The sequence below is a fragment of the Pseudomonas sp. Marseille-Q5115 genome (assembly GCF_916618905.1).
GTDB lineage: Bacteria > Pseudomonadota > Gammaproteobacteria > Pseudomonadales > Pseudomonadaceae > Aquipseudomonas > Aquipseudomonas japonica_A.
Genome location: NZ_CAKAKI010000001.1, coordinates 4,879,496 through 4,905,606 on the forward strand (window position 1 = coordinate 4,879,496; position 26,111 = coordinate 4,905,606).

Annotated in this window: 27 protein-coding genes; 9 read left to right on the forward strand and 18 right to left on the reverse strand. The window is 62.7% G+C overall.

Annotated features, from left to right (window positions below; translation table 11 throughout):
• The 6 genes from hutI to mdoH all read left to right on the forward strand — a co-directional run bounded on the left by hutI (nucleotide 1) and on the right by mdoH (nucleotide 8,124).
• Nucleotides 1–1,221 carry an imidazolonepropionase gene (gene hutI / locus LG385_RS22415; RefSeq protein ID WP_225775969.1) on the forward strand — a complete coding sequence of 407 codons (1,221 nt, stop codon included), beginning with the start codon at nucleotides 1–3 and terminating at the stop codon, nucleotides 1,219–1,221.
• Complete coding sequence (gene hutG, locus LG385_RS22420) at nucleotides 1,218–2,036, forward strand: N-formylglutamate deformylase (protein ID WP_225775970.1); 819 nt, start codon at nucleotides 1,218–1,220, stop codon at nucleotides 2,034–2,036. Before hutI ends, hutG begins: the two co-directional genes overlap by 4 nt.
• A gap of 107 nt (nucleotides 2,037–2,143) precedes the next feature.
• Complete coding sequence (gene pip / locus LG385_RS22425) at nucleotides 2,144–3,115, forward strand: prolyl aminopeptidase (protein WP_181110920.1); 972 nt, start codon at nucleotides 2,144–2,146, stop codon at nucleotides 3,113–3,115.
• Nucleotides 3,112–3,549 carry a D-aminoacyl-tRNA deacylase gene (gene dtd, locus LG385_RS22430; RefSeq protein WP_225775971.1) on the forward strand — a complete coding sequence of 146 codons (438 nt, stop codon included), beginning with the start codon at nucleotides 3,112–3,114 and terminating at the stop codon, nucleotides 3,547–3,549. Before pip ends, dtd begins: the two co-directional genes overlap by 4 nt.
• Nucleotides 3,550–3,824: 275 nt before the next feature.
• Nucleotides 3,825–5,564 (forward strand): glucan biosynthesis protein G, encoded by a 1,740-nt coding sequence (locus LG385_RS22435; RefSeq protein ID WP_318781416.1) that lies wholly within the window; start codon nucleotides 3,825–3,827, stop codon nucleotides 5,562–5,564.
• Nucleotides 5,557–8,124, forward strand: a complete 2,568-nt coding sequence (gene mdoH / locus LG385_RS22440) for a glucans biosynthesis glucosyltransferase MdoH (RefSeq protein ID WP_181110918.1) — start codon at nucleotides 5,557–5,559, stop codon at nucleotides 8,122–8,124. Before LG385_RS22435 ends, mdoH begins: the two co-directional genes overlap by 8 nt.
• 137 nt (nucleotides 8,125–8,261) lie before the next feature.
• Here mdoH and LG385_RS22445 read toward each other — a convergent pair whose 3' ends face one another.
• The 9 genes from LG385_RS22445 to ubiE are packed head-to-tail and all read right to left on the reverse strand — an operon-like array spanning nucleotide 8,262 to nucleotide 14,274.
• On the reverse strand, nucleotides 8,262–8,969 hold the full coding sequence (locus LG385_RS22445) for a 16S rRNA (uracil(1498)-N(3))-methyltransferase (protein ID WP_225775972.1): 708 nt from the start codon (nucleotides 8,967–8,969) through the stop codon (nucleotides 8,262–8,264).
• Nucleotides 8,966–9,754, reverse strand: a complete 789-nt coding sequence (gene tatC / locus LG385_RS22450; RefSeq protein WP_181110916.1) for a twin-arginine translocase subunit TatC — start codon at nucleotides 9,752–9,754, stop codon at nucleotides 8,966–8,968. Before tatC ends, LG385_RS22445 begins: the two co-directional genes overlap by 4 nt.
• Nucleotides 9,751–10,197: a Sec-independent protein translocase protein TatB gene (gene tatB / locus LG385_RS22455; protein ID WP_225775973.1), complete on the reverse strand. Its 447-nt coding sequence runs from the start codon at nucleotides 10,195–10,197 to the stop codon at nucleotides 9,751–9,753. The genes tatC and tatB overlap by 4 nt, the downstream gene beginning before the upstream one ends.
• Nucleotides 10,198–10,200: 3 nt before the next feature.
• A complete protein-coding gene (locus LG385_RS22460) occupies nucleotides 10,201–10,470 on the reverse strand; it encodes a twin-arginine translocase TatA/TatE family subunit (protein WP_181110914.1) in 270 nt (89 codons plus the stop codon).
• 25 nt (nucleotides 10,471–10,495) lie between these two features.
• The gene (locus LG385_RS22465) at nucleotides 10,496–10,831 is read right to left on the reverse strand and encodes a phosphoribosyl-ATP diphosphatase (RefSeq protein WP_225775974.1); all 336 of its coding nucleotides are present in this window, start codon (nucleotides 10,829–10,831) and stop codon (nucleotides 10,496–10,498) included.
• A complete protein-coding gene (hisI, locus tag LG385_RS22470) occupies nucleotides 10,824–11,222 on the reverse strand; it encodes a phosphoribosyl-AMP cyclohydrolase (protein ID WP_181110913.1) in 399 nt (132 codons plus the stop codon). Before hisI ends, LG385_RS22465 begins: the two co-directional genes overlap by 8 nt.
• Before the next feature lie 51 nt (nucleotides 11,223–11,273).
• Entirely contained in the window at nucleotides 11,274–12,884 is a 1,611-nt protein-coding gene (gene ubiB, locus LG385_RS22475; RefSeq protein WP_225775975.1) for a ubiquinone biosynthesis regulatory protein kinase UbiB, read from the reverse strand.
• Nucleotides 12,881–13,504 (reverse strand): SCP2 domain-containing protein, encoded by a 624-nt coding sequence (locus LG385_RS22480; protein WP_225775976.1) that lies wholly within the window; start codon nucleotides 13,502–13,504, stop codon nucleotides 12,881–12,883. Before LG385_RS22480 ends, ubiB begins: the two co-directional genes overlap by 4 nt.
• Nucleotides 13,504–14,274: a bifunctional demethylmenaquinone methyltransferase/2-methoxy-6-polyprenyl-1,4-benzoquinol methylase UbiE gene (gene ubiE / locus LG385_RS22485; RefSeq protein ID WP_181110910.1), complete on the reverse strand. Its 771-nt coding sequence runs from the start codon at nucleotides 14,272–14,274 to the stop codon at nucleotides 13,504–13,506. Before ubiE ends, LG385_RS22480 begins: the two co-directional genes overlap by 1 nt.
• 123 nt (nucleotides 14,275–14,397) lie before the next feature.
• On the opposite strand from ubiE, the gene LG385_RS22490 reads away from it, so the two are divergent.
• The 3 genes from LG385_RS22490 to LG385_RS22500 all read left to right on the forward strand — a co-directional run bounded on the left by LG385_RS22490 (nucleotide 14,398) and on the right by LG385_RS22500 (nucleotide 16,017).
• On the forward strand, nucleotides 14,398–14,673 hold the full coding sequence (locus tag LG385_RS22490; protein WP_181110909.1) for a polyhydroxyalkanoic acid system family protein: 276 nt from the start codon (nucleotides 14,398–14,400) through the stop codon (nucleotides 14,671–14,673).
• A gap of 138 nt (nucleotides 14,674–14,811) precedes the next feature.
• The gene (locus LG385_RS22495; RefSeq protein ID WP_225775977.1) at nucleotides 14,812–15,246 is read left to right on the forward strand and encodes a phasin family protein; all 435 of its coding nucleotides are present in this window, start codon (nucleotides 14,812–14,814) and stop codon (nucleotides 15,244–15,246) included.
• A 9-nt stretch (nucleotides 15,247–15,255) separates the two neighbouring features.
• The gene (locus LG385_RS22500; RefSeq protein ID WP_225775978.1) at nucleotides 15,256–16,017 is read left to right on the forward strand and encodes a phasin family protein; all 762 of its coding nucleotides are present in this window, start codon (nucleotides 15,256–15,258) and stop codon (nucleotides 16,015–16,017) included.
• Between the two features lie 9 nt (nucleotides 16,018–16,026).
• Here LG385_RS22500 and LG385_RS22505 read toward each other — a convergent pair whose 3' ends face one another.
• The 9 genes from LG385_RS22505 to argS form a co-directional block, all read right to left on the reverse strand.
• Entirely contained in the window at nucleotides 16,027–16,656 is a 630-nt protein-coding gene (locus LG385_RS22505; protein WP_225775979.1) for a TetR/AcrR family transcriptional regulator, read from the reverse strand.
• 3 nt (nucleotides 16,657–16,659) lie between these two features.
• The gene (gene phaC, locus LG385_RS22510) at nucleotides 16,660–18,345 is read right to left on the reverse strand and encodes a class II poly(R)-hydroxyalkanoic acid synthase (RefSeq protein ID WP_225775980.1); all 1,686 of its coding nucleotides are present in this window, start codon (nucleotides 18,343–18,345) and stop codon (nucleotides 16,660–16,662) included.
• A gap of 12 nt (nucleotides 18,346–18,357) precedes the next feature.
• Nucleotides 18,358–19,221, reverse strand: coding sequence for a poly(3-hydroxyalkanoate) depolymerase (phaZ, locus tag LG385_RS22515; protein WP_181110904.1), 864 nt, complete (start codon nucleotides 19,219–19,221; stop codon nucleotides 18,358–18,360).
• Between the two features lie 33 nt (nucleotides 19,222–19,254).
• Nucleotides 19,255–20,934 carry a class II poly(R)-hydroxyalkanoic acid synthase gene (gene phaC, locus LG385_RS22520; protein WP_225775981.1) on the reverse strand — a complete coding sequence of 560 codons (1,680 nt, stop codon included), beginning with the start codon at nucleotides 20,932–20,934 and terminating at the stop codon, nucleotides 19,255–19,257.
• Between the two features lie 200 nt (nucleotides 20,935–21,134).
• Nucleotides 21,135–21,512 carry a gamma-butyrobetaine hydroxylase-like domain-containing protein gene (locus LG385_RS22525; RefSeq protein ID WP_225775982.1) on the reverse strand — a complete coding sequence of 126 codons (378 nt, stop codon included), beginning with the start codon at nucleotides 21,510–21,512 and terminating at the stop codon, nucleotides 21,135–21,137.
• A 68-nt stretch (nucleotides 21,513–21,580) separates the two neighbouring features.
• Nucleotides 21,581–22,918, reverse strand: coding sequence for an ATP-dependent protease ATPase subunit HslU (gene hslU / locus LG385_RS22530; protein ID WP_225776302.1), 1,338 nt, complete (start codon nucleotides 22,916–22,918; stop codon nucleotides 21,581–21,583).
• Nucleotides 22,919–22,940: 22 nt separating this feature from the next.
• Nucleotides 22,941–23,471, reverse strand: coding sequence for an ATP-dependent protease subunit HslV (hslV, locus tag LG385_RS22535; protein ID WP_181110901.1), 531 nt, complete (start codon nucleotides 23,469–23,471; stop codon nucleotides 22,941–22,943).
• A gap of 184 nt (nucleotides 23,472–23,655) precedes the next feature.
• Nucleotides 23,656–24,333 (reverse strand): SPOR domain-containing protein, encoded by a 678-nt coding sequence (locus LG385_RS22540; RefSeq protein WP_225775983.1) that lies wholly within the window; start codon nucleotides 24,331–24,333, stop codon nucleotides 23,656–23,658.
• Between the two features lies 1 nt (nucleotide 24,334).
• Complete coding sequence (gene argS / locus LG385_RS22545; RefSeq protein WP_225775984.1) at nucleotides 24,335–26,071, reverse strand: arginine--tRNA ligase; 1,737 nt, start codon at nucleotides 26,069–26,071, stop codon at nucleotides 24,335–24,337.
• Between the last annotated feature and the right edge of the window lie 40 nt (nucleotides 26,072–26,111).

Sequence of the window (26,111 nt, forward strand, 5' to 3'; positions counted from 1 at the left end):
ATGCCAACCCTTTGGCACAACTGCCATGTAGCGACCCTTGCCGAGGGCCGCTATTCGATTGTCGAAGATGCCGCCATCCTCACCGACGGCGGGCTGATCCAGTGGATCGGGCCCCACACCGATGCGCCGCGTGAGGCTGCCGCCGAACTGGTCGACCTGCAAGGGCGCTGGGTAACGCCGGGCTTTGTGGATTGCCATACCCACCTCGTATACGGCGGCAATCGCAGCGGTGAGTTCGAGCAGCGCTTGCAGGGCGTGAGCTACGCCGAGATTGCCGCCAGCGGTGGCGGGATCGCCAACACCGTGCGGGCTACCAGGGCGGCCAGCGAAGAAGCGTTGTTCGACGGCGCCCGCCGCCGTCTGGCCTGCCTTCAACGGGAAGGCGTGACCACGGTGGAGATCAAGTCTGGCTACGGCCTGGACCTGGCCAGCGAGCGCAAGATGCTGCGTGTGATTCGACGCCTGGGCGCTGAGTTGCCCGTCACCACACGCGCCACTTGCCTTGCCGCCCATGCGGTGCCGGAGGAGTACAAAGGCAACGCCGAAGGCTACATCGGCTACGTGTGTAATGAGTTGCTGCCTGCGCTGGCGAGCGAGGGCCTGGTGGACGCCGTGGATGCGTTCTGCGAGTACCTGGCGTTTTCCCCGGCGCAGGTCGAGCAGGTGTTCCAGACGGCCGCGCGGCTGGGCTTGCCGGTGAAACTGCATGCCGAACAACTGTCCTCGCTGGGAGGCTCAAGCCTGGCGGCGCGATACCAGGCCCTGTCGGCGGACCACCTGGAGTTCATGACCGAGGCGGATGCCGCGGCCATGGCTGCGGCAGGCACAGTGGCTGTGTTGTTGCCGGGCGCTTTCTACTTTCTTCGGGAAACTCAATTGCCACCGATGCAGGCATTGCACGATCACGGAGTGGCGATCGCCATTTCCACCGACAGCAACCCCGGCACATCGCCCACGCTTTCGTTGCGCCTGATGATGAACATGGCCTGCACGTTGTTCCGCCTCACACCCGAGCAGGCGCTGGCCGGCGTAACCCTGCACGCCGCGCGGGCGCTGGGCCTGGGTGGCAGCCATGGCTCTCTGGAACCTGGCAAGGTCGCCGACTTCGTGGCCTGGAACATCGAGCGCCCGGCGGACCTGGCCTATTGGCTGGGCGGGGACCTGGATAAACGCATCATCCGCCATGGCGCGGAACTGACCTTCACGCAGGAGCGCAGATGAACGACACCTACACCTTCACACAGGGCAGCGTGCCGCTGCTGATCAGCGTGCCTCATGCCGGCCTACGCCTTGCGCCGGCGGTGGACCAGGGCCTGGCAGAGCCCGCGCGCAGCTTGCCGGATACCGACTGGCATATTCCGCGGCTGTACGATTTTGCCGGTGAGCTAGGGGCAAGCGTGCTGGTAGCCGAATACTCCAGGTTTGTGATCGACCTGAACCGCCCGGACGACGACAAGCCGCTCTATGCCGGTGCGACTACCGGGCTTTACCCCGACACCTTGTTCGATGGCACACCGTTGTTCCAGCCGGGCCGGGCGCCCTCTGCCGAAGAACGTGCACGTTATCTGGAGGAGGTGTGGCGCCCTTACCATCAGCGGATCGCCCAGGAGCTGGCCCGCTTGCGGGAGGTTCATGGCTATGCGTTATTGTGGGATGCGCATTCCATCTGCTCCCATGTGCCCCGGTTGTTCGACGGCAAATTGCCGGACTTCAACCTTGGCACTTTCAACAACGCCAGCTGCGCCCCGGAGCTGGCCTCGCGGCTTGAGCAGGCATGTGCCCAAGCGGCGGGCTATACACATGTGCTCAATGGCCGTTTCAAAGGAGGGCACATCACCCGCCACTATGGTGGGCCGGCGAACGACATCCACGCTGTCCAGCTGGAGCTGGGGCAGGCGACCTATATGAATGAGCAGCCGCCATTCGATTACCGCCCTGACCTGGCCGAGCCCACCCGCGCTGTGCTGCGCCGGCTGCTGGAAACCGCGCTGGCCTGGGGGCGGGAAACCTACCCGCGCACGCAGGAGCCGGCATAGCCGGCGAACCAAGGGCCAGAACAACCGCCGAAGCGTTTAGACGAGCACATACAGCCGTTTCAGGTTTATGATGGCCCACGGCTGATCAAACCCTTACGGAGCGCCAGATGCTGACCCTGTATCCGCAGATCAAACCCTATGCACGGCACGATCTCGCCGTGGATGAACCGCATGTGCTGTACGTCGACGAGAGCGGTTCCCCTGAGGGTCTGCCGGTACTGTTCATCCATGGTGGCCCGGGCGCCGGCTGTGATGCGGCAAGCCGCTGCTATTTCGATCCCAACCTGTACCGTATCGTCACCTTCGACCAGCGTGGGTGTGGCCGCTCCACGCCGCACGCCAGCCTCGAAAACAACACAACCTGGGACCTGGTGCGTGACATCGAGCGCATCCGTGAGCACCTGGGCATCGACAAGTGGGTGCTGTTCGGTGGTTCCTGGGGGTCTACCCTGGCGCTGGCCTACGCTCAAGCCCATCCGGAGCGTGTGCACGGGCTGATCCTGCGCGGCATTTTCCTGTGCCGCCCTCAGGAGTTCCAGTGGTTCTACCAGAACGGCGCCAACCGCATGTTCCCGGATTACTGGCAGGATTACCTTGCGCCTATCCCGCACGAAGAGCGCGGCGACTTGCTCAAGGCCTTCCACAAGCGCCTCACCGGCAGCGACCAGATCGCCCAGATGCATGCCGCCAAGGCCTGGTCCATCTGGGAAGGGCGCACGGCTACCCTGCGGCCCAATCCGCTGGTGGTCGACCGCTTTTCCGAGCCGCAGCGCGCGCTATCGATCGCCCGTATCGAAACCCACTATTTCATCAATAATGCCTTCCTGGAGCCGGACCAGCTCATCCGTGACGTGCACAAGATCGCTCACCTTCCGGCGGTGATCATTCACGGTCGCTATGACGTGATCTGCCCCTTGGATAACGCCTGGGAGCTGCATCAGGCCTGGCCCAACAGTGAGCTGAAGGTCATTCGGGACGCCGGCCATGCGGGCTCCGAGCCCGGCATCATCGATGCCCTCGTGCGCGCGGCCGATCAGATGGCCCGGCGCCTGCTGGACCTGCCCCTCGAAGAAGCATGAAGGGGCTGCTTCAGCGCGTGGCCAGCGCGCGGGTCGAGGTGGAGGGCGAAGTTGTCGGTGCAATCGAGCAGGGGCTGCTGGTGCTGGTCGCCGTGGAGCCGGGCGATACCACGGCGAATGCGGAAAAACTGCTGCACCGGCTGCTCAACTACCGAGTGTTCTGTGACGCAGTAGGCCGCATGAACCGCTCGCTCGCTGACGTAAGCGGCGGCCTGCTGCTGGTTTCGCAATTCACCCTGGCGGCGGACACCCGCAGCGGCCTGCGCCCGAGCTTTTCCACCGCGGCTCCGCCAGCGCTTGCACGGGAACTGTTCGACTACCTGTTGGAGCAGGCTCGGCACGCTCACCCTGAAACGCAAAGCGGCCGTTTTGGCGCCGATATGCAGGTTCATCTGGTAAATGACGGCCCGGTAACCTTCCTGCTGCAGGCTTGAAACATCTCTGCCGTATGAAATTCCCCGCCGGGGCGTGAAAAATCCAATTTTGTAGCAGAATTTCTTCCCTGCCCCTGATGCGTTGTTACGCGGCGTGCTAGATAATCGCGCGCCGGGGGGGCAGAGGTTGCATCCCCGGTTTTGTTCTAAGTTGAGTGCTGGGCCGCCGCCGTTTAGGGAATCATTAAGCCCTTTTGGAGTCGGAACAATGCTCGCCAACCCGGCAACCGCAGCTGGTCGTTGGTTCAATATCTGTTTTTCGGCGAGGGTAGCTCGTGATTGCAAGTCCGTGTAACAAACCAAGAACAACCGGCAAACGCTTGCGCCACGCCTTCATGGCAGGCTCCGCGCTGTTCTGCCTGTTTGGCGCTGGGCAGCTGTGGGCGTTCAGCCTCGACGACGTTGCCGCCAGGGCGAAGGACCTTGCCGGACAGAAATACGAAGCCCCCAAAAGCAACCTGCCTCCGCTGTTCCGCGACATGAAGTTCGCGGACTACCAGAAAATCCAGTTCCGCACCGACAAGGTGGAATGGGCTGACGAGAAGTCGCCGTTCAAGCTGTCGTTCTATCACCAGGGCATGCATTTCGACACACCGGTGAAAATCAACGAAGTGACCGCCACCACCGTCGACGAGATCAAGTACGACCCGCAGCGTTTCGACTTCGGCGACCTTCAGTTCGACCCCAAAAGCACCGAAAACCTGGGCTGGGCCGGCTTCCGGGTTCTGTACCCGCTGAACAAGTCGGACAAGCAGGACGAGGTGATGACCCTGCTGGGTGCCAGTTACTTCCGGGTGATCGGCAAAGGCCAGAATTACGGCCTCTCCGCCCGTGGCCTGGCGATCGACACCGCCTTGCCGTCGGGTGAGGAATTCCCGCGCTTCACCGAGTTCTGGGTCGAGAAGCCAAACCCCGAAGACAAGCAGCTGATCATTTATGCGCTGCTCGACTCGCCGCGCTCCACCGGCGCTTATCGCCTGGTGCTGCGCCCGGGTACCGACAGCGTGGTAGACGTGCAATCGCGCGTGTACCTGCGTGACCACGTAAGCCGCCTGGGTGTGGCTCCGCTGACCAGCATGTACCTGTTCGGCTCCAATCAGCCCTCCCGCGTGCTGAACTATCGTCGCGAGCTTCACGACTCCAATGGCCTGTCGATCCATGCCGGTAACGGCGAGTGGATCTGGCGCCCGCTGAACAACCCCAAACATCTGGGAATCAGCAGCTTCACCGTGGAAAACCCGCAAGGTTTCGGTTTGCTGCAGCGCGGGCGTGAATTCAGCCGCTACGAAGATCTGGACGACCGCTATGACCGTCGCCCAAGCGCATGGATCGAACCCCGTGGCGATTGGGGCAAGGGCACCGTGGAACTGGTAGAAATCCCTACCGCCGACGAAACCAACGACAACATCGTTGCGTTCTGGAGCCCGGAAAAGATGCCAGAGCCAGGTCAGCCGCTCGAGCATAACTACCGCATCCACTGGACTACCGACGAGTCCGAGCTGCATTCCAACGATATCGCCTGGGTCAAGCAGACCCTGCGCTCCACCGGTGATGTGAAGCAGTCCAACCTGGTTCGCCAACCCGACGGCAGCCTGGCCTTCCTGATCGATTTCGAAGGGCCGAAGCTCAAATCGTTGCTGGACGACGCTGGCGTGCGCAGCCAGGTCAGCGTAAGCGACAACGCCGACCTCGTGGAAAACAGCGTGCGCTACAACCCGGAAACCCAGGGCTGGCGCCTGACCTTGCGGATCAAGGTGAAAGACGGCAGCAAGCCGGTCGAAATGCGCGCGGCACTGGTGCAGGACATCGTGCCGGTCGATCCGCCGAAACCGGTTGCCGAAGTGAAGGCCGAAGAGCCTTCCCATGGGCACAAGAAAGGTGGCAAGCACGACAAGGCTGGCGCGCCTGCCGAGACCACGGCCGCAGCGGAGCCCGCGCCGCAACCTGCTGAACCGGTCAAGACTGAAGAAGTGTTGACTGAAACCTGGAGCTACCAGTTGCCTGCCGATGAGTAAGCCAACAGAACGACCCGAAACGCTCCCCGAGTACCTGGCGCACCTGCCATTGAGCGAGGAGCAGCGCAGTGAACTGGCGCAGAGCGGCTCCTTTGCCGAACTGCACCAGCGTCTTTCCCGGCCCGATGGGGCCGAGACGGGCGCGCATGCCTCCGTGGGGCCTCGCCTCACAATCGGCTCCGCCGCTGAACTTGAACAGCATGAGATGCTGGACGTGGATGCCGCCGGCCGGGTTCGGCTCAAGGCTACTCCGCCGATCCATCGCACTCGCATGGTGCCCGAGCCTTGGAAAACCAACATCGTGGCCCGTGGCTGGCGTCGGCTGCTGGGCAAGGGCACCCCGCCCCAGCCCACCGATGACCGCCGCGAATTGCCCAAGGCGCGTTGGCGCATGGTGGGTTCGATCCGCCGCTACATCCTGCTGGTGTTGATGCTGGGGCAAACCCTTGTCGCCGGCTATTACATGAAGGGCATCCTGCCGTATCAGGGCTGGGCCTTGGTCGATCTCGACGAAGTGGCTCATCAGCCCTTGCTGCAAACCGCGCAGCAGGTACTGCCGTATGTACTGCAAACGACCATCCTGATCCTGTTCGGCATCCTGTTCTGCTGGGTGTCGGCCGGGTTTTGGACCGCGCTCATGGGCTTCCTCGAGCTGCTGACCGGCCGGGACAAGTACCGGATCTCCGGCGCCAGCGCGGGTAACGAACCCATCGAGCCTGGGGCGCGCACCGCGCTGGTGATGCCTATCTGCAACGAAGACGTGCCCCGGGTGTTCGCCGGCCTGCGCGCTACCTTCGAATCCGTGGCCGCGACCGGCGACCTGGATCGCTTCGACTTCTTCATCCTCAGCGACACCTACAGCGGTGATATCGCGGTGGCTGAGCAGCAAGCCTGGCTGGACGTGTGCCGCGAAACCAAGGGCTTCGGCAAGATCTTCTATCGCCGGCGTCGCCGCCGCGTCAAACGCAAAAGCGGGAACCTGGACGACTTCTGCCGCCGGTGGGGCAGCGACTACCGCTATATGGTGGTCCTGGACGCCGACAGCGTAATGAGCGGCGAATGCCTGACGTCCCTGGTACGGCTGATGGAAGCTACACCGGACGCCGGTATCATCCAGACCGCGCCCAAGGCATCGGGCATGGATACCCTCTATGCGCGCCTGCAGCAGTTCGCTACCCGCGTGTATGGCCCATTGTTCACCGCCGGCCTTCACTTCTGGCAGCTGGGTGAGTCCCACTATTGGGGCCACAACGCGATCATTCGAATGAAGCCCTTCATCGAGCACTGCGCGTTGGCGCCACTGCCCGGCAAGGGTGCGTTCTCGGGCTCCATCCTGTCTCACGACTTTGTGGAAGCCGCGTTGATGCGTCGTGCTGGCTGGGGCGTATGGATCGCATACGACCTTCCAGGCAGCTATGAGGAACTGCCGCCCAACCTGCTCGACGAGCTCAAGCGCGACCGACGCTGGTGCCACGGTAACCTGATGAACTTCCGGCTGTTCCTGGTCAAGGGCATGCACCCGGTACACCGGGCGGTATTCCTCACCGGGGTCATGTCGTACCTGTCTGCGCCGCTGTGGTTCTTCTTCCTGGTGCTATCCACCGCGTTGCTGGCGGTGAACACCCTGATGGAGCCGACGTACTTCCTGGAGCCTCGGCAGCTGTACCCGCTATGGCCGCAGTGGCACCCGGACAAGGCAATTGCCCTGTTCTCGACCACTATCGTGCTGTTGTTCCTGCCCAAGCTGCTCAGCATCATCCTGATCTGGGCCAAGGGTGCGAAAGAGTACGGCGGGCGAATCAAGGTCACCTTGTCCATGCTGCTGGAAATGCTGTTCTCCATGCTGCTGGCGCCGGTGCGGATGATCTTCCACACCCGTTTCGTACTGGCCGCGTTCCTTGGCTGGGCGGCAACCTGGAACTCGCCGCAGCGCGATGACGACTCCACTCCATGGGGCGAGGCGGTCCGCCGTCATGGCCCGCAAACCTTGCTGGGCCTGGTATGGGCGTTGCTGGTCGCGGCGCTGAACCCGAGCTTCCTGTGGTGGCTGGCGCCGATTGTGGTGTCGCTGATGCTGTCGATTCCGGTGTCGGTGATTTCCAGCCGAACCAACCTCGGCTTGCGTGCCAAGGACGAGAAGATGTTCCTGATTCCGGAGGAGTACAACCCGCCGCAGGAGCTCGTGTCCACCGACGCCTATACCCATGAAAACCGCTGGCATGCGCTGCACCAGGGCTTTGTGCGGGCAGTGGTCGATCCACGTCAGAACGCGCTCGCTTGCGCGCTGGCCACGGCGCGCCATGGGCATGCCCGGCCGGTTGAGGCCATGCGTGAAACCATGGTCGGCAAGGCGCTTCAAGGCGGCCCCGATTCACTGGATGGTAATGCCCGGTTGTACCTGCTGAGCGATCCGGTTGCATTGAGCCGGCTGCACCAGCAGGTCTGGGAAACCCGTAACGAAGCGTGGCTGGCCACCTGGCGCGCTTCTGTCGCGGCAGACCCTCACGCACCCGCGCTACCGCTTCAGCCGGTATTGAACGGTACGCTGGCCAACGCCTGATCCAGTGCAACGCGAGCCCGGGAAGTTGAAATACTTCCGGGCTCCGTTGGCTGGTTCCCCGCCGATCCCATTATCGAATGTAGCAGCCCGCCTTGGCGGCGACCGGCCCGGCAGGGCCGTGGGTTGGGCACAGTGTTCTAGAACAACCTGGCCAGCAGCGCCGTTACCGCCGTTTCCACCCGCAGTATGCGCTCGCCCATCTGCACGGGCTTCAGCCCGGCCAATTTGAGCAACTCCACTTCATAGGGAATCCAGCCGCCTTCCGGGCCAATGGCCAGGGTGACAGGGCCTTCGACCGCGCGCGGGCAGGGTGGAAATTCTCCGGGGTGGGCGATCAATCCTTGGGTGCCGGTGACGATCGCGCCAAGCCGGTCCTCCACAAAGGGTTTGAAGCGCTTCTCGATGATCACTTCCGGCAGCACCGTATCCCGACCTTGCTCCAGGCCGAGCAGCAATTGCTCGCGAATAGCCTCAGGTTGCAGGAAGGGCGTTTGCCAGAAGCTTTTCTCTACCCGGTAACTGTTCACCAGGATCACCCGAGGCACGCCCAGCGTAGCAACCGTCTGGAATACACGGCGCAGCATCTTGGGCCGTGGAAGCGCCAATACCAGTGTAACGGGTAGCTTGGCGGGCGGCGGGTGGTCGAACGCTACGCGAAGTTCGGCGCAGTTCGTGTCCAGCACGTCGATATGCCCCCCGCCCATGAGGCCATCCAGGCAACCGACTCTCAACGTGTCGCCAACCTCGGCCCGATGCACTTCACGCATGTGCGTAAGGCGGCGGCCGGTCAGCCGTACGCGGCCTTCGTCGATAAAGTCCGACGGCTCCAGAAGCAACAGGTTCATGAGCGGGTAGCGGGTGGCTGATCGTTGCGATCCTGGGCCTCGGCGGCCTCTTCGCTACGTTTGCGGATCAAGGCGCCAAACAGTACGCCCACTTCAAATAGCAGCCACATCGGTACTGCCAGCAGCGTCTGGGAGAAGATATCAGGCGGTGTAAGCACCATGCCCACCACGAAGCAGGCGATGATCACGTAGGGGCGCGCCTTTTTCAGCGCTTTTACGTCCACTACACCGATCCACACCAGTAGTATCACCGCGACGGGAATTTCGAAGGCTACCCCGAACGCAAAGAACAGGGTCATCACGAAGTCGAGGTAGCTGGTGATGTCCGTCATCATGGCAACGCCGTCTGGCGTGGCCGCGGCGAAGAACTTGAACATCAGCGGGAACACCACGAAGTACGCGAAGGCCATGCCCGCATAGAACAGCAGAATGCTCGAGACCAACAGCGGGATGGCGATGCGTTTCTCGTGGCGGTAAAGCCCCGGTGCCACAAATCCCCATACCTGGTGGAGAATCAACGGTATCGCCAGGAACAGAGACACCGTCATGGTGAGCTTGAACGGCGTGAGGAACGGCGAGGCCACATCCGTGGCGATCATGGTCGCCCCCGGCGGGAGATACGCCCGCAGTGGCGCCGATACCAAGGTGTAGATCTGCTGGGCAAAGGAAAACAGCCCGGCAAACACCACGAACACAACGGCAACGCAACGAAGCAGGCGGCTGCGCAACTCGGTCAGGTGGGACACCAGCGGCATGGGCTGGTCGTCTTCGGGTATTTCGCTCATGGTGCTGGGGTTGAATCCTGTGGCGGGCGCGGAGCCGGCTGTGGCTCGGTTTTCAGCGGCTCGGCGGGCGTGGTAGCAACGTCGCTGGTGGCAGGCCCGCTACTGATCCCGGTGCGCTCTACGCTAGCTGAGGCCGGCGCCGCCGGAGGTTCGGCTTGCGCGGGCGGGTGGATCGAAGGCGAGGCCTGACTGGCCCCCTGCGGGTCGATCAGTTTGCGGGCTTCCTGCTCCAGCGAGAGGATGTGCTCGTTGTGCAACTGGCGGCGAATTTCATCCGCGCCCAATTCCCGCTCGATCTCGGTCTTGATGGAATTGAAGCTGCGCTTGAGCCGGCCAATCCACAGCCCCGCCGTACGCGCGGCGCCGGGCAGGCGCTCTGGCCCAAGCACCAGCAGGGCTACAAGCCCTACCAGCAACAGCTCGCTGAAACTGATCCCGAACATGGCTCAGTCCCTGGTTGCGTCTTTCCGCACGGGTTCGTCCACACGCGTGTGCTGGCCATCGAGCGTGGTTGGCGGCGGCGTGATCGGGGAAGTGGCCTGCGGGTGCACGGGTTGCTGCGGCTCGCTGGGCTTTTCTTCATCGTTCATGGCCTTGCGGAAGCCTTTGATAGACTCGCCCACATCGGTGCCCAGGTTTTTCAGCTTTTTGGTGCCAAATACCAGTACAACCACGATCAGAATGACGATCCAGTGTTTCCAGTCAAAGATACCCATGGGCAACTCCGTAAAAGAATGAGGTTCAGGCCGACGGCGTGCGGGCTGCTTTTTCCGCGTGGCCAGAGAGGCCGAAGCGGCGTTCGAGTTCATCCAGCACGGTTTGGGGGTGCTGGCCCAGCGCCGCGAGCATTACCAGGCTATGGAACCATAGATCCGCGGTCTCGTAGATGACATCGCTGCAGTCGCCACTGCGCTCGGCGTCCTTGGCGGCGAGGATCGTTTCCACGGACTCTTCGCCCACCTTCTCCAGAATCTTGTTCAAACCCTTGTGGTAGAGGCTGGCAACGTAGGAGCTGTCTGCCGAAGCGCCCTTGCGGGACTCCAGCACCTCGGCCACGCGAGCGAGGGTGTCATTCATGGTTGTGCCCTTGATAAATGGCGGCGGGGTCTTTGAGAACAGGTTCGACGGTATTCCACGCGCCGTTCTCGAACACCCGGTAAAAGCAGCTTTCGCGGCCGGTGTGGCAGGCGATACCGCCAAGCTGTTCGACCGCCATGACGATCACGTCGGCATCGCAGTCCAGACGAAGCTCATGCACCTTTTGTACATGGCCCGACTCCTCACCCTTGCGCCACAGGCGATTGCGCGAGCGCGACCAGTAGATGGCGCGGTTTTCCTGCGCGGTAAGGGCCAAGGCCTCGCGGTTCATCCAGGCCATCATCAACACGCGCCCGGTTCGGTGATCCTGGGCGATGGCCGGTACCAGGCCGTCGCTGTTCCAGTTGATCTCGTCCAGCCAGTCTTTCATCGTTCGCTCCACCACGTGTTTCGCTAGTGTGCCAGCCTCGCCTGCCACTGGCTATCCACGCGCTATCAGATACACCCCACAAGCCAGCATTACCCACGCCGGCCAGCCTTCGAGGCTGTTCAAGGTGCCGGCGGTGGAAGCCATCACCGCACCAGCTGCTACCAGAACGCCACCCATTACCCGGAGTGCCATCTCCTCGCGGCGCCGCCGCCAGGGTGGGGGAGGGTCCTTGCGGTGCGGCTGGGACATGCGCTCCAACAGGTCGCGGGTCATGTTGGCCAGGTGCGGCAGTTGCTCGATCTGGGCCTGCACGTTGCCGAGCACGGTCCGCGGGCTCATCCGCTCACGCATCCAGCGCTCCAGGAATGGCTGTGCGGTCGCCCACAGGTCCAGGTCCGGATACAGCTGACGGCCCAGGCCCTCGATGTTCAAGAGGGTTTTCTGCAGCAGCACCAGTTGCGGCTGCACTTCCATGTTGAAGCGGCGCGCGGTCTGGAACAGCCGCATCAAGACCTGCCCGAAGGAAATGTCTTTCAGCGGTTTTTCGAAGATAGGTTCGCACACGGTACGAATTGCGGCTTCGAACTCATTGAGCTTGGTTTCGGCCGGCACCCAGCCTGAGTCGATGTGCAGCTGGGCTACACGGCGATAATCACGCTTGAAGAAGGCAAACAGGTTGCGGGCGAGGTAGTCCTGGTCTTCCGGCGTGAGGCTGCCGACGATACCGCAGTCGATAGCGATGTAGCGCGGGTCCCACGGTGCCACCGTGCTGACGAAAATGTTGCCCGGGTGCATGTCTGCATGGAAAAAGCTGTCCCGGAACACTTGGGTGAAGAAAATCTCTACACCGCGTTCCGCCAGCAGTTTCATGTCTGTGCGCTGGTCGGCCAGGGTCGCCAGGTCGTTGACCTGAATGCCGTAGATGCGCTCCATCACCAACACTTTCGGCCGGCACCAGTCCCAGTAGATCTGGGGCACGTACAACAGGTCGGAATCTTCGAAGTTGCGCCGCAGCTGGCTGGCGTTGGCGGCCTCGCGTAGCAGGTCCAGTTCGTCGTAGATGGTTTTTTCGTAGTCGGCCACCACGTCGATCGGGTGCAGCAGGCGGGCGTCGGCGGACACGCGCTCGGCCAGGCGCGCCAGAATGAATAGCCAGGCGATGTCTTGGCTGATGATCGGGCGCAAGCCTGGCCGCACCACCTTGACCACCACTTCTTCACCGGTTTTCAGCCGCGCCGCATGCACCTGCGCCACAGAGGCCGAGGCCATGGGTTCGACGTCGAAGCGGCTGAACACGCTGGTAATCTTCATGCCCAACTGGGCTTCGATCAATTGCATCGACTGCTGCGGATCGAATGGCGGCACCCGGTCCTGGAGCAGCATCAGCTCGTCGGCGATGTCTTCGGGCAGCAGGTCACGGCGAGTGGAAAGGATTTGCCCGAACTTGATGAAGATCGGGCCCAGGTCCTGGAGCGCCAGGCGCAGGCAGGCACCCCGGCTGAGCTGGCGGTTGCTGCGCGGGAACCAGCGCCACGGCATGCCGAAACGCAGGATGCGCAGCCACCAGGGCAACGGCAGCGCGAGCAGAAGGTCATCGAGGCGGAAACGGATGGCAACGCGCAGGATGCGGAACAAACGAAGTACGGCGGCGAGCAGCTTCATGCGTTATCGCTGGCTTCAAGGGTTCGGAGCAGGCGGTCGAAACGCGCTTGCAGGCGGTCGGTGTCGAGCTTGAGTTGGTCGAGCTCGCGCAGGCGCGCCTCGGCTTCTCGCTTTCCGACCAGGGTTCGGGTTTCTTCGTTCAAGTAATCGGAGAGCGTGGCCAACATCCGGGCGCTGCCCCGTTGCGCCCATTGGGCGCGCAAACGCACATGCCCGCCCAGCAAGGCTGCCGGTACCGGGCCCAACCAGCGGGAAATCTCGTATTCCCAGTCCAGTTCCAGGCCTTGCAGTATGGCCGCCAGTTCGGTCAGCGCGGCGCTGTCGCCGCTGAGCGAAACCTCGGGTGCATGCAGTACGCGGGTTTTGTCCTTGCGCAGGGCCAATTGCATCAGCGTGCCCAGCGGGGCCTGAAGCGTGCAGTCAGGTGGCGCCTCCCAATGGCGGGCAAGGGTAAGCCCCGCAGGGCCAGGTATCAGATAGAGGCGCTGCCGCGGCTGGGCGCAGTCCACCAGGATGACCTGGCCGGCCAGGCGCCCCAGCCGTGGCAGCGCAGTGCTGTCCAGCCGCAAGGTGGCATTGAGCCCAGCCTCGATCGCAGCCAGCAGGCCATCGGTCAACATCAGGGTTTGATACCCCGGTGCAGGGCAACGATACCGGAGGTCATGTTGTGGTAAGTCACACGGTCGAAGCCGGCATCCACCATCATGGCCTTGAGGGTTTCTTGGTCGGGGTGCATGCGGATCGACTCTGCCAGGTAGCGATAGCTCTCGGCGTCGTTGGCGATCAGCTTGCCCATCAGCGGCATGAAGGCAAACGAATAGGCATCGTAGGCCTTGGACATGACCTTGCTGGTGGGCTTGGAGAACTCCAGCACCAGCAGCCGCCCACCCGGCTTGAGCACGCGCAGCATCGAGCGCAGGGCGTCTTCCTTGTGGGTCACGTTGCGCAGGCCGAAGGCGATGGTCACGCAATCGAAGTGATTGTCGGGGAAGGGCAGCTTTTCAGCGTCGGCCTGCACGAACTGCACATTGCCCGCCACGCCCAGGTCCAGCAGGCGGTCCCGCCCTACCTTGAGCATCGAGGCGTTGATGTCGGCCAATACCACTTCGCCGGTAGGGCCAACCAGCTGGGAGAACTTGCGAGTGAGGTCGCCCGTGCCGCCGGCGATGTCCAGCACCCGGTTGCCCATGCGCACGCCCGACAACTCGATGGTAAAGCGCTTCCACAGGCGGTGCATGCCACCGGAAAGCAGGTCGTTCATCACATCGTATTTGGCCGCCACCGAGTGGAACACTTCCGCGACCTTTTTCGCCTTCTGGCTTTCGGGAACGTTCTGATAGCCGAAGTGAGTGGTGGGTTCGGCATCGCTGCCTTTGCGCTGATCGTTCATATCGCTGTCACCGGAAAAATTACCGGCCATTCTAATAGGCCGGGGCTGCATTTGTCTTGGCGTATGGAACATGTCGACAACCGCGTTAATATATCGGCCATTTTTCTGCGATCGAGGTCTTTCATGAGCCATATCCGGGTAGAACGCAAGCATCAGCTGGGCAAGGAAGTCGCGAAGGAAAAAGCCGAGCGCCTTGTGGAGAAGCTGGTTTCCAAATACGACATGAGCGCCGAATGGAACGGCGACGTGGTGGAGCTCAAGCGCAGTGGCATCACGGGGCAGGTAGCGGTAGGGGACGATAACGTGGTGGTGGACCTGAAGCTGGGCATGATGTTGTCGATGATGAGCGGGATGATCGAATCCGAGATCGACCGGGCACTGGACAAGGCCCTCGCCTGAGCCCCTCCCGTTTCGCTTCTAGGAAGACCTTTCTAATTTTTGCTTCTACCCTCGGACGTGACATGCCGCCTTCCGGCGGCGTGTGTCGCGCGGCTGTGCGGTGCGCGTTTCTCCATCTTCGGAAAACGAGGGCAACTGATGGCTACCCTGACGCTGAGAAAGAAAGTGCACATTCCCACCGAGCCCGTGGAGCATGCCGGCAAAGAGGCGCAGTCCTACATGCGCAAGGTGTGGTTGGCAGGCCTGGGCGCTTATAGCCGCCTCGGCCGTGAGGGCCTGGATTATCTGCGCGAGCTGATCCGTGCCGGCGAAGACGTTGAAGCCGAAGGCAAGCAGCTGTTCGACCGCAAGTTGCGCGCCGCCAATACCCAGATCGACGAAGTGACTGATGAATTGTTCGACGCCGGCAATCGGCTGGAACATCAGGCAAGCCGTCTGGAACGGGCCTTCGACGCACGCGTGGCCGGTGCGCTTCACCGCATCGGCATTCCGTCGCGTCAGGACGTGGAACGATTGTCCGCCAAACTCGACCAATTGCAGGTGCTGGTGGAATACGCCGCCCGCAAGCAATAAGGAGCGCTCATGGCTAGCAAGAAGAAAGTAGAGAAGGAAGCCGCTTCGTGGGTTGGCGGCATCGAGAAATACTCCCGGCAAATCTGGCTGGCAGGGCTGGGGGCATACGCCAAGATCAGCACGGACGGCAACAAGCTGTTCGACAGCCTGGTGAAGGAAGGCGAAAGCGCCGAGAAGCAGGCACGTGGCGAAATGGACAAGCAGGTGGACACGGTCAAGGCCACGACCCGCTCGAAGGTGGGCGGGGTCAAAGACAAGGCCTTGGGTAAATGGGGCGAGCTCGAAGAGGCGTTCGACAAGCGGCTGAACAGCGCAATTTCCCGCCTTGGCGTGCCCAGCCGGAACGAGGTGGCCGCGCTCAACGAGAAAGTGGACCTGTTGATGCGTGAGCTGGAGCGTCTGACCGGCGCCACGGTACCGCAGGCCCAGGCGGCGCTTCAGGCGCCGGATGACCTTGCCACCAAGCCATTGGCCAGCGCCACACGCCGGGCCAACGCCAGCAAGCCATCGACAGCGAAGGCGAGCAAGCCTGCCGGCTCGGCTACCTCTACCAAAGCCGCAGCCAAAACCACGCTGAACAAGGCGAGCAAGGCGGGCGCCAAGGCAGTGGGCGAAGCGGCATCCACGGCCAAGGCAGCGACTACCGCAGAGAAAAAGCCCCGTACCCGCAAGCCCGCAGCCAAGGCGAGCGCGGCCAGCACCGCCAACTCGGCAACCCCGGCTTCGGCGCCCGCTACTGCTCCGGCGGCCGAACCCGCAACGCCTGCCTGAGCGCTTCGGTCAAGGCAGGTAGCGCCTGGCCAATGCTTCGACGTCCTCACGGGCGTCGGAGTGCAGGTGTGGGGCAATGATCATCATCGCTTGATACACCATCACGCCTACTTCCGGCTCCTGGCCCAGGATGCGCTGGTAGTCCAGGCTGCACACCAGCGTCATCGCCGTTTGATCGCTCAGGGCAGTGAGCGCGCCATTGCCTCCCGCCAGGCGGGGGTTCTCTTCAAGGCTGGCCAGCAGCGCCACAAGCGTTCGGCGCAATGCCTGGATGATCTCGCGCATGCCACGGCCCAGGCGCGGCATGCGGCGGGCCATGTTGGACAAGTCCATGAACAGGAAGCGGTACCGCGCCATGCGCTCGGCCACCAGGTGCAGAAACAGCCAATAATCTTCAGCCCCCAGCTGCGCCGCCGCGGGTGGGCGCAATAATGGCCGCAACTCCTGCTGGAACACTTCGAACAAGCCCAGGATCAACGGCTCCTTGCCGTGATAGTGGTAGTACAGGTTGCCAGGGCTGATGCCCAGCTGGCTGGCGACTTCCACGGGGGTCACGTTGGGTTCGCCGTGCTCGTTGAACAGCCCAAGCGCGCATTCGAGGATGCGCTCACGGGTTTTCGCTCCGGCTGATGGCGGCATGCCTTACTCACCCAATACGTACGTTCCAGGGGCCGCGCCCAGCGCCGGGAACTTCTCGCTGCCCACCTGGGTGATTGGCGCGCGTAGCGGGCCGCTGCGCTCTTGTACCCAGGCCAGCCAGGGTGCCCACCAGCTACCTTCGTGGCGCGTGGCGTCGTAATACCAGGCGCGCGGGTCTCCGCTGAGCTTTGGGTTTTCCAGATACCAGGCTTCGCTGGCTCGCCCCGGAGGCGCCAGCATGCCCCGCACGTGCCCACCGCTGGAAAGTACCAGCCGGTGCGTTCCGCCCAGCAGCTGGCTGGAGCGATAGATCGAATCCCAAGGGGTGATCTGGTCGTTCAGTGCGGCAACCGTGAACGTGTCCACGCCTACCAGGGATAGATCCACAGGTGTACCACACACCTCGAGTGCGCCGGGGCGCGGCAGCGGGTTGTGCTTGAACAGGTCGAGGAGGTCCCCATGCAGGGCGGCGGGCAGGCGAGTGGTGTCGTTGGCCCAGTACAGCACGTCGCTGGCCTCCGGCTCGCGGCCCAGCAGGTAGTTGTTTACCCAGTATCGCCAGATCAACTCGTTGGGGCGCGCCAGGGCAGCCCATCTGGCCAGCTCGCGGCCGTCCAGCACGCCCAGCTGATAGGAGCGGCGCTTCGCCGATTCCAGGGCTTCTTCCCCAAGGAACAAGCTGGCCGGGCCTTCCAGGTGCGCGTCCAGCAGGCTTACGAAGTAGCTGGCGCTCTGTACTCGCCCCAGTTGCCGCTTGCGCTGCAGCACGCTTTGCAGCGCGGCATTGATAAGGCCCCCGGTGCATCCGCCTACCAGGTTCACCTCGCGGCTGGCGCTTATCGTCCGGCAGGCATCCAGTGCTTCCTCCAGCGCCTGTACGTAGCGTGACAGGCCCCACTCGCGGTGGCGCGGGGTAGGGTTGCGCCAACTCACCATGAACACCTGCAGGTTATGCTTGAGCGCGTATTGCACAAAGCTGTTGGCGGGCGACAGGTCAAAGATATAAAAACGGTTGATCGGGGAGGGCACCACCAGCAGCGGGCGCTTGTGCTGCTTCTCGCTGAGCGCGCCGTACTGGATGAGTTCGAGCACCTCGTTGCGGAACACCACCGCGCCGGGTGTGGTTGCCACTTGCTTGCCCACCTCGAAGGCCTGCGGAGGCACTTGCCGAGGCAGGCCCTGGTGGTGCCTCAGGTCTGCCAGCAGGTGCCGGGCGCCCCGCAGCAGGCTCAGGCCACCGGAGTTGAACACCTCCTTGATCGCCAGGGGGTTGAGCAGGGTGTTGCTGGGCGCGATCGCGTCATCGAGCAGTGCGAAGAGAAAGCCGGCGCGGATTCTGGATTGCTCATCGAGCTGACTGTCCTGCAGCCATTCCTGCAGCCCTTGCTGGCAACTGAGGTACGCCTGCAGCCCCCGCTTGTACAAAGGGTTCAGTGCCCAGGTAGGGTCGTTGAAGCGGGTGTCGGAAGGGTCCGGCGCGAACAGCGTGTCCCCTAGCATCACACGGCCCAGCCGGCCCCCAAGCGCCAGTGCGTGGCGGCTGGCATGAAGTGGGTGTCGCAGCCCGTGGGTGGCCACGTTGCGCACGGTGTCGATCAGGTCCTTTCGCTGCAGGCCGGTGATCACACTCTGCGCGTTGATGTAGTCGGCAGACGTGGCCGGGCTGCTTTTGGCGACCTTGGTTTTCATGAGGCGCTCCGATTAGTGATCGCTGCTCGCGGTCGGCGCCGGCCGTGGATGTACCACCGCCCGCTGCCGTTCCTCTTCGAGAAACTTCATGATGATCGGGGCCACAGCACCAGCCCGGGTTACCAGGAACAAATGCCCGTCATCGATAATGTGTAGCTGTGCATTGGGAATCCGCCAGGCCAGCAGGCGCATGTTGATCAGGGGGATCAGCGGGTCGTCGTCTCCGGCCAGTACCAGGGTTGGCTGGTGAATGCGATGCAGCCAGTGGATGCTCGTCCAGCCCAGCCCGGCGAACAGTTGCCAGTAGTAGCCCAGCTTGCCGGACGAGCGCACCTTTCGCGCATGGGCCATGGCCAGGTCCGGCTCCCGGCGGAAGCTGCCTCCGTAGATTTCCGGGGCAATCCGCACGCCGTGCGAGGGCTGAATGTAGCGCCGGGGGCTTGCCATCAACCACAGCACCCGCGGCTTGCCTGGCACCATGAACGCTCCCGCCGATGTTGCCGCCAATACCAGCTTTTTGCAGCGCTCGGGAAAGTCATGGGCGAACTGCTGCGCCAGCGCGCCACCCCAGGAGACGCCGATCGCATTCACCTGCCCGTAATCCAGGTAATCGAGCATCCGCACGGCAAGCTTCGCCAGGCCGGGAAAGCGATAGGGCAGGTTAGGGGTCGAGGAGCCACCCACGCCCGGCACGTCGAAGGCGATCACTTCCAGGTCGGGGTCCAGCGCGGCCACGAAGGGAAATACCAACTCCAGGTTGGCGCCGATACCGTTGAAGATCAGCAACGGAGTAAGGTGCGGTTTGCCCGGTCGCACGGCCGTGCGGATCGCCTGGCCATTGATGTCGATGGTGCGAAATACATAAGAAAGCGGCATGCGCGCATCCTGTGTGGCGGGCGGGTGTCGGCCTCAGCGCTCGTGCACGTACGTGCCGGGCGAGGGGTGCGCGGGTGGGTACCGCTTGTTGCCGAGCTGAGCGGGCGCCTCGCGCATGTCGCCCGAGCGATTCACCAGCCACAGGCCCCAGTGCAGCCACCACGAGTCCAGGTGCTTGGTGGCGTCGTTCTGCCATGCCTTGGGCGCGGTGGGCATGTCCGGGTTGGTCATGAAACGTGCCTTCGGGTTGCCCGGCGGGTTGAGGATGCTCTGGATATGCCCGCTGCTGGAGAGCACGAATTCCACGTTTCCACCAAACAACTGCGCTGACTTGTAGCAGCTGGTCCACGGGGTAATGTGGTCATTGCTGCCCGCTACGCAGAAGAGGTCGCTGGTGACCTGCTTGAGGTCGATGGCGGTACCGCACACCTCCAATGCGCCTGGATGAATGAGCGGGTTATTGCGAAAGAGCTCGATCAGGTCGGCATGAAAAGCGGCTGGCAGGCGGGTGGTATCGTTGTTCCAGAACAGGATGTCGAATACCGGCGGCTCATTGCCCAGCAGGTAGTTGTTCACCCAGTAATTCCAGATCAGGTCGTTGGGGCGCATCCAGGCAAATACCCGCGAAAGGTCCCGCCCTTCCAGCACGCCACTCTGGTAGGAATGTCGCTTGGCGGCCTCCAGCGTCTGGTCATCTACAAACAGCGCCACGTCCGTGTCCAGGTTGGTATCCAGCACGCTCACCACCAGTGTAAGGCTGTGGACCTTGCGCTGGCCAAGCGCGGCGTAATGGCCCAGTAGCGCGGCGCAGGTGATGCCGCCCGAGCAGGCGCCCAACAGGTTCACATCTTCGCTCGCGGTTATGTCACACACCGCGTCGATGGCTTCCTTCAGTGCCTCGATGTAGGTAGACAGCCCCCATTCCCGCTGCGCCTTGGTGGGGTTGCGCCAGCTGATGATGAACGCTGGCACCTGGCTGCGGACCACAAAGCGCACCAGGCTTTTTTCAGGGCTGAGGTCGAACACGTAGAACTTGTTGATCTGCGGCGGAACGATCAGCAAAGGTCGCTGATAGACCTCACCGTCGGCCGGCTTGTAGTGGATAAGCTCTAGCACATCGTTGCTGAACACCACCGAGCCTTCGCTGGTGCCCAGGTTGCGCCCCACCTCGAACGCCCCCATGTCGACCTGGCTCGGCATACCGCCGTTTTTCACCAGGTCCTTGGCCAGGTGCCCAGCCCCGTCGAGCAAGCTTTTACCGCCGGTTTCGAACAGTCGCTTGATGGCTGCGGGGTTGGCCAACGTGTTGCTGGGCGCCATCGCCTCGGTCATCAGGTTAAGTACAAAATGTGCGCGATTGACGTCCTTTGGCTCAAGGTTGCTGGTGTCGATCCAGGCATGCAGTTCCTTGCGCCAGGCCAGGTACCCCTGCAGGTAGCGTCGGTACAGGAAGTTCTCGTTCCAGGCCGGATCAGCGAAGCGCCGGTCTCCGGGTTCCGGCGCGAGGCGGGATTTGCCCAGCATCACGTCCCGCAGCTCTGCGCCGAATTTCAGGGTGTGGGTAAGGCTGTGCAAGGGCTGGCGAGCCACCTGGCGCAGCACCATGCGTGCCGAGGAGAAGAGGTCCTTTCGGCGCAGCCCGAGTATGGGGTTTAGGCCCATGCCGGTGTCGTTGGCCTGGGCCGTAATGTCTTCGGGGTTTCTGTCGCCCATGCCCGAGGCTCCGTGTTTGCGCTGTTGCCAATGCAACCGTCGAAAGTAGCCCACAGCAATCAGAGCATCCGGTAGGCGCGATGCACGCGGCCCTGTCCACAGGGCGCACACACACTTTCGCGCCTGCAATCAGTGGTTACCTTAGTTGGGCATACAGCACAAGCAAGCCCATGACGGGCACTAGCGCAAGGTGGATTCGCTCAAGGAACGAATTTCACCACGGATTCGACCGGATCACGGGACCTGCCGGCCGAGTGCAGCGCGGCAAGGTAGTCCTCCCAGAGACTGTCGCGGCGGGTAGCCAGCTCATAGAGGTAATCCCAGGTATACAAGCCGCTGTCATGCCCGTCATCGAAGATCAGCTTGAGCGCGTACTGGCCGGCAGGCTCCACGCCGGTCAGCGCAACCGCAAGCTTGCCGTATTGAAGGATCGGCTTGCCGTGGCCTTGTACTTCGGCCGATGGAGAGTGCACCCGCAGGAATTCCGCCGGCAGGTCATAGGATTCATCCGGGCCGTACGTGAGGCTAAGAATTTTCGAAGCCTTGTGCAGCTTGATGGCGGTGGGGCGTCGGGTCATGGTGCGCGCTTCCAGAGTAACGAAAAGGGCCCCGAAGGGCACCATGAGGAGAACCGGCGACCGGTGCGTTACAGAATATAGCGCGACAGATCTTCGTTTTCCGCCAGCTCGCCAAGGTGGCTGTTTACGTACTCGGCGTTGATCCGGATAGGCTCGCCGTTCTGTGCGCCCGCAAGGTCACCCGCGCTGAAGGAAACCTCTTCCAGCAGCCGCTCGAGCAGTGTGTGCAAGCGGCGAGCACCGATGTTTTCGGTTTTCTCGTTCACCTGCCAGGCGATTTCAGCCAGGCGCTTGATGCCGTCTGCCTGGAATTCCACGCCAAGGCCTTCGGTCTTGAGCAGTTCGCGGTACTGCTCAGTCAGAGAGGCGTGGGGCTCGCTGAGGATGCGTTCGAAATCACCAGGCGTGAGGGCTTTGAGCTCCACGCGGATCGGCAAGCGGCCTTGTAACTCGGGCACCAGGTCGCTGGGCTTGCTCAGGTGGAACGCGCCCGAGGCAATGAACAGAATGTGGTCGGTTTTTACCATCCCCAGCTTGGTGTTCACCGTGCAGCCTTCGATCAACGGCAGCAGGTCGCGCTGTACGCCTTCACGGGACACGTCAGCGCCGCCGACATTGCCGCGCTTGGCAACCTTGTCGATCTCGTCGATGAACACGATACCGTTCTGCTCGACCGCCTCCAAGGCTTGGGCCTTGAGCTCTTCTTCGTTCACCAGGCGACCGGCTTCTTCGTCGCGCACCAGCTTCAGCGCCTCCTTCACCTTGAGCTTGCGCGCCTTGCGGCGGCCCTTGCCCATATTGGCGAAGAGGTTCTGCAGCTGGCTGGTCATTTCTTCCATGCCGGGTGGCGCCGAGATGTCCACGCCAACGCTTTCAGCGACTTCGATCTCGATTTCTTTGTCGTCCAGCTGGCCTTCACGCAAGCGCTTGCGGAACAACTGGCGGGTGTTGGAATCGCTGCTCGGAGCCGGATCTTCGTTGAAACCCACCCGCGCTGGCGGCAACAGGGCGTCAAGGATACGATCTTCGGCGGCGTCTTCGGCGCGGTGCTGCACCTTGATCATTTCCTGCTCGCGCAGCAGCTTCATGGCGGCGTCGGCAAGGTCACGAATGATCGACTCTACATCGCGGCCCACATAGCCCACTTCCGTGAACTTGGTGGCCTCGACCTTGATGAACGGGGCGTTGGCGAGCTTGGCCAGGCGCCGGGCGATCTCGGTTTTACCTACACCGGTAGGGCCGATCATCAGGATGTTCTTGGGGGTGACTTCAGCGCGCAGCTCGGCAGGAAGCTGCATGCGCCGCCAGCGGTTGCGCAGGGCGATGGCGACGGCGCGCTTGGCATCGTCCTGGCCGATGATATGGCGGTTGAGTTCGTGGACGATTTCGCGGGGGGTCATGGACATGGCGTTGATGGCCTCGGGCATGTCACTGCGCGAGGTCCTGCTCCTCGATGGTCAGGTGATGGTTGGTGAAAACGCAGATGTCCGCGGCGATATTGAGCGCGGATTCGGCGATTTCCCGAGCCGACAGATCGGTCTTGTTCAGCAGCGCGCGAGCGGCTGCCTGAGCGAAGGCGCCACCGGAGCCCATGGCGATCAGGCCGTCCTCGGGTTCCACCACGTCGCCGTTGCCGGTGATGATCAAGGATGCGTCCTTGTTGGCTACGGCCAGCATGGCTTCCAGGCGGCTGAGGGAGCGGTCGGTACGCCAGTCCTTCGCCAGTTCCACAGCGGCGCGCACCAGATGGCCCTGGTGTTTTTCCAGCTGTGCTTCAAAGCGTTCGAAGAGGGTGAATGCGTCGGCGGTGGCCCCGGCGAAACCCGCGATGACCTGACCGTGGTACAGGCGGCGGACCTTCTTGGCGTTGCCTTTCATCACGGTATTGCCGAGGGAAACCTGGCCATCCCCGCCCATGACGACTTTGCCATGGCGGCGGACTGAAACGATGGTGGTCAAGGGAACGTCCTCACGCTGCGGGGCGAAAATGCCCAATGCAGACAGATGTGGGGATGCCGGGGAAGGATTTCAACCGGTGCAAGCCCCAATCCCTGAATGGGGCCCTCCCGTACCTCTGTAGCAGCCGGCCTGGGCCGCGACAGGGCAGACATCGATATGCGCCCTTTCGCGGCAAACGCGCCTGTTACCGGTTTTGCCGCTGTTGCAGCAGCAGGTTATTGAAGCCACTGCCGGCGAGCATCTTTTGCGCCGCGGTGAGCTGCTCGCGGTTGCTGAACGGGCCCACCAGCACCCGGTACCAGGTTTCCTCTTTCACCGTACCCGATTCCACCTGCACGGCCTGGCCCAGCAGAATGATCTGGGCGCGAACCTTGTCGGCATCCGTTTGCTTGCGGAACGAGCCCGCCTGTAGGTAGTACTGGGTCGTCGCCGCTGGCTTGATCACGGGCGGCGCCGGTGGAGGCACCTGGCCGGAGAGCGCTGCCTGGGCCCGCGCGGTATCGATCTTCGCCGCCTCGGCCGGTGTTACCGGTTGGGCCGGTACCGGTGGCGTTTTCTCCGGCACCGCTTCCGGTGGCACGATCACCTCGGATTCGGGGAGCAGTGTGTAGAAGTCGTACTTGGGTTTGATCTTCTCCGGGCTGGGCGGAGTTTTTTCCATCTCGGCCTTTGCCGCTGCCTTTTGCTCCTCGGGCTTGACCCGTTTGACGTCGCTACGCCCCGGTTCGAGCTTCATCAGGAACACAATGAAGGCTCCCACGGACAGCCCGATGGCCAGCCACAGCCAGCCCGGTACGGGTTTTTTCGCAGGGGCCTGGTTGCGGCTGGCGCCACGCTTGGGTGCAGGTTTTTTCGCCGCCAACTTACATACGCTCCAGAGTTTCCAGGCCCAGCAGTTCCAGGCCCTGCTTGAGGGTCAGGCCAGTGAGCGCCGCCAGGCGCAGCCGGCTTTGCTGCTGTTCCGGCGTTTCGGCCGCCAGGATCGGGCAGTTTTCGTAAAAGCTGGAGAACAGGCCCGCTACATCGTAGAGGTAGCTGCACAGCACGTGAGGCGTGCCTTTTTCCGCCACGTTGTTCAACACTTCGCCGAATTGCGCCAACTTGGCGGCAAGGTCCTGCTCGTGCGGGGCCTGCAGCACAATTCGGCCTTGCGCTTCGTTGTACCCCTTGCCCAGCTTGCGGAACACACCGGCAACGCGGGTGTAGGCGTACAGCAGGTAAGGCGCGGTGTTGCCTTCGAAGTTGAGCATCAGCTCGAAGTTGAAGCTGTAGTCGCTGGTGCGGTGCTTGGAGAGGTCGGCGTATTTCACTGCGCCAATGCCTACCACCCGGGCGATGTCACGCAGGCGGCTTTCTTCCAGCTCCGGGTTCTTTTCCTTCACCAGGGCGTAGGCGCGCTGTTCGGCTTCGTCGAGCAGGTCGATCAGCTTGACGGTGCCACCGTCACGGGTTTTGAACGGGCGGCCGTCAGCGCCATTCATGGTGCCGAAGCCCATGTGCTCGGGCACCATGCCATTGGTGATGAAACCTGCGCGCCGGGCTACCTCGAACACTTGCTGGAAGTGCAGTGCCTGACGTTGATCCACGAAATAGAGGGCGCGGTCTGCCTTGAGCACGTTGCTGCGATAGCGAACGGCCGCCAGGTCGGTGGTGGCATAGAGATAGCCGCCGCCGGCCTTTTGCACGATCACCGGCAGCGGGTTGCCTTCGGCGTTCTTGAACTCGTCGAGGAACACGCACTGGGCGCCCTCGCTTTCTACCAGCAGGCCCTTGGCGCGAAGGTCTGCGACCACGCTCGGAAGGTCATCGTTGTAGGCGCTTTCACCCATCACGTCATTGGGGGTGAGGTGAACGTTCAGGCGCTCGTAGGTTTTCTGGCAATGGGACAGCGAGATCGTGTTGAAACGCTTCCACAGCTTCAGGCAATCGGGGTCGCCGGCTTGCAGCTTTACCACCAGGCTGCGCGCACGTTCGGCAAAGGCTTCGGATTCGTCGAAGCGCTTCTTCGCCGCGCGGTAGAAATTCTCCAGATCGGACAACTGGTCGCTGTCCGCCGGGTTCTCTTCGAGGTAGGCCAGCAGCATGCCGAACTGGGTGCCCCAGTCGCCCACATGGTTCTGCCGGATCACCGTGTCGCCGAGGAACTCCAGCACATTGGCCACGGCGTCGCCGATGATGGTCGATCGCAGGTGGCCAACGTGCATTTCCTTGGCCAGGTTGGGCGCCGAAAGGTCCACTACTACGCGCTGGTTGGCGCTGGCCTTGCGGATGCCCAGGCGACGATCGGCCAGGGCACTGTCGAGCCGAGCGGCCAGTGCTTCGGTGTTCTGGAAGAAGTTGATGAAACCGGGGCCGGCGATTTCAGCCTTGCTCAGCTGAGGGTCGGCAGGCAGGGCAGCGATGATCTTCTCTGCCAGGTCCCGTGGCTTCATGCCGGCAGGCTTGGCCAGCATCATCGCGATATTGCTGGCGAAGTCCCCGTGGGTCTTGTCCCGGGTGTTTTCGACCTGGATCGCGGGCGAGAGCCCGGCGGGCAGCACACCGTCCTCGACGAGGCGGGTGAGGGCGTGTTGGATCAGCAGGCGAATAGTGTCTTTCATGATCGTCTCTTGTGCCGCGAGGCGGCGGCGCAGGATGCGC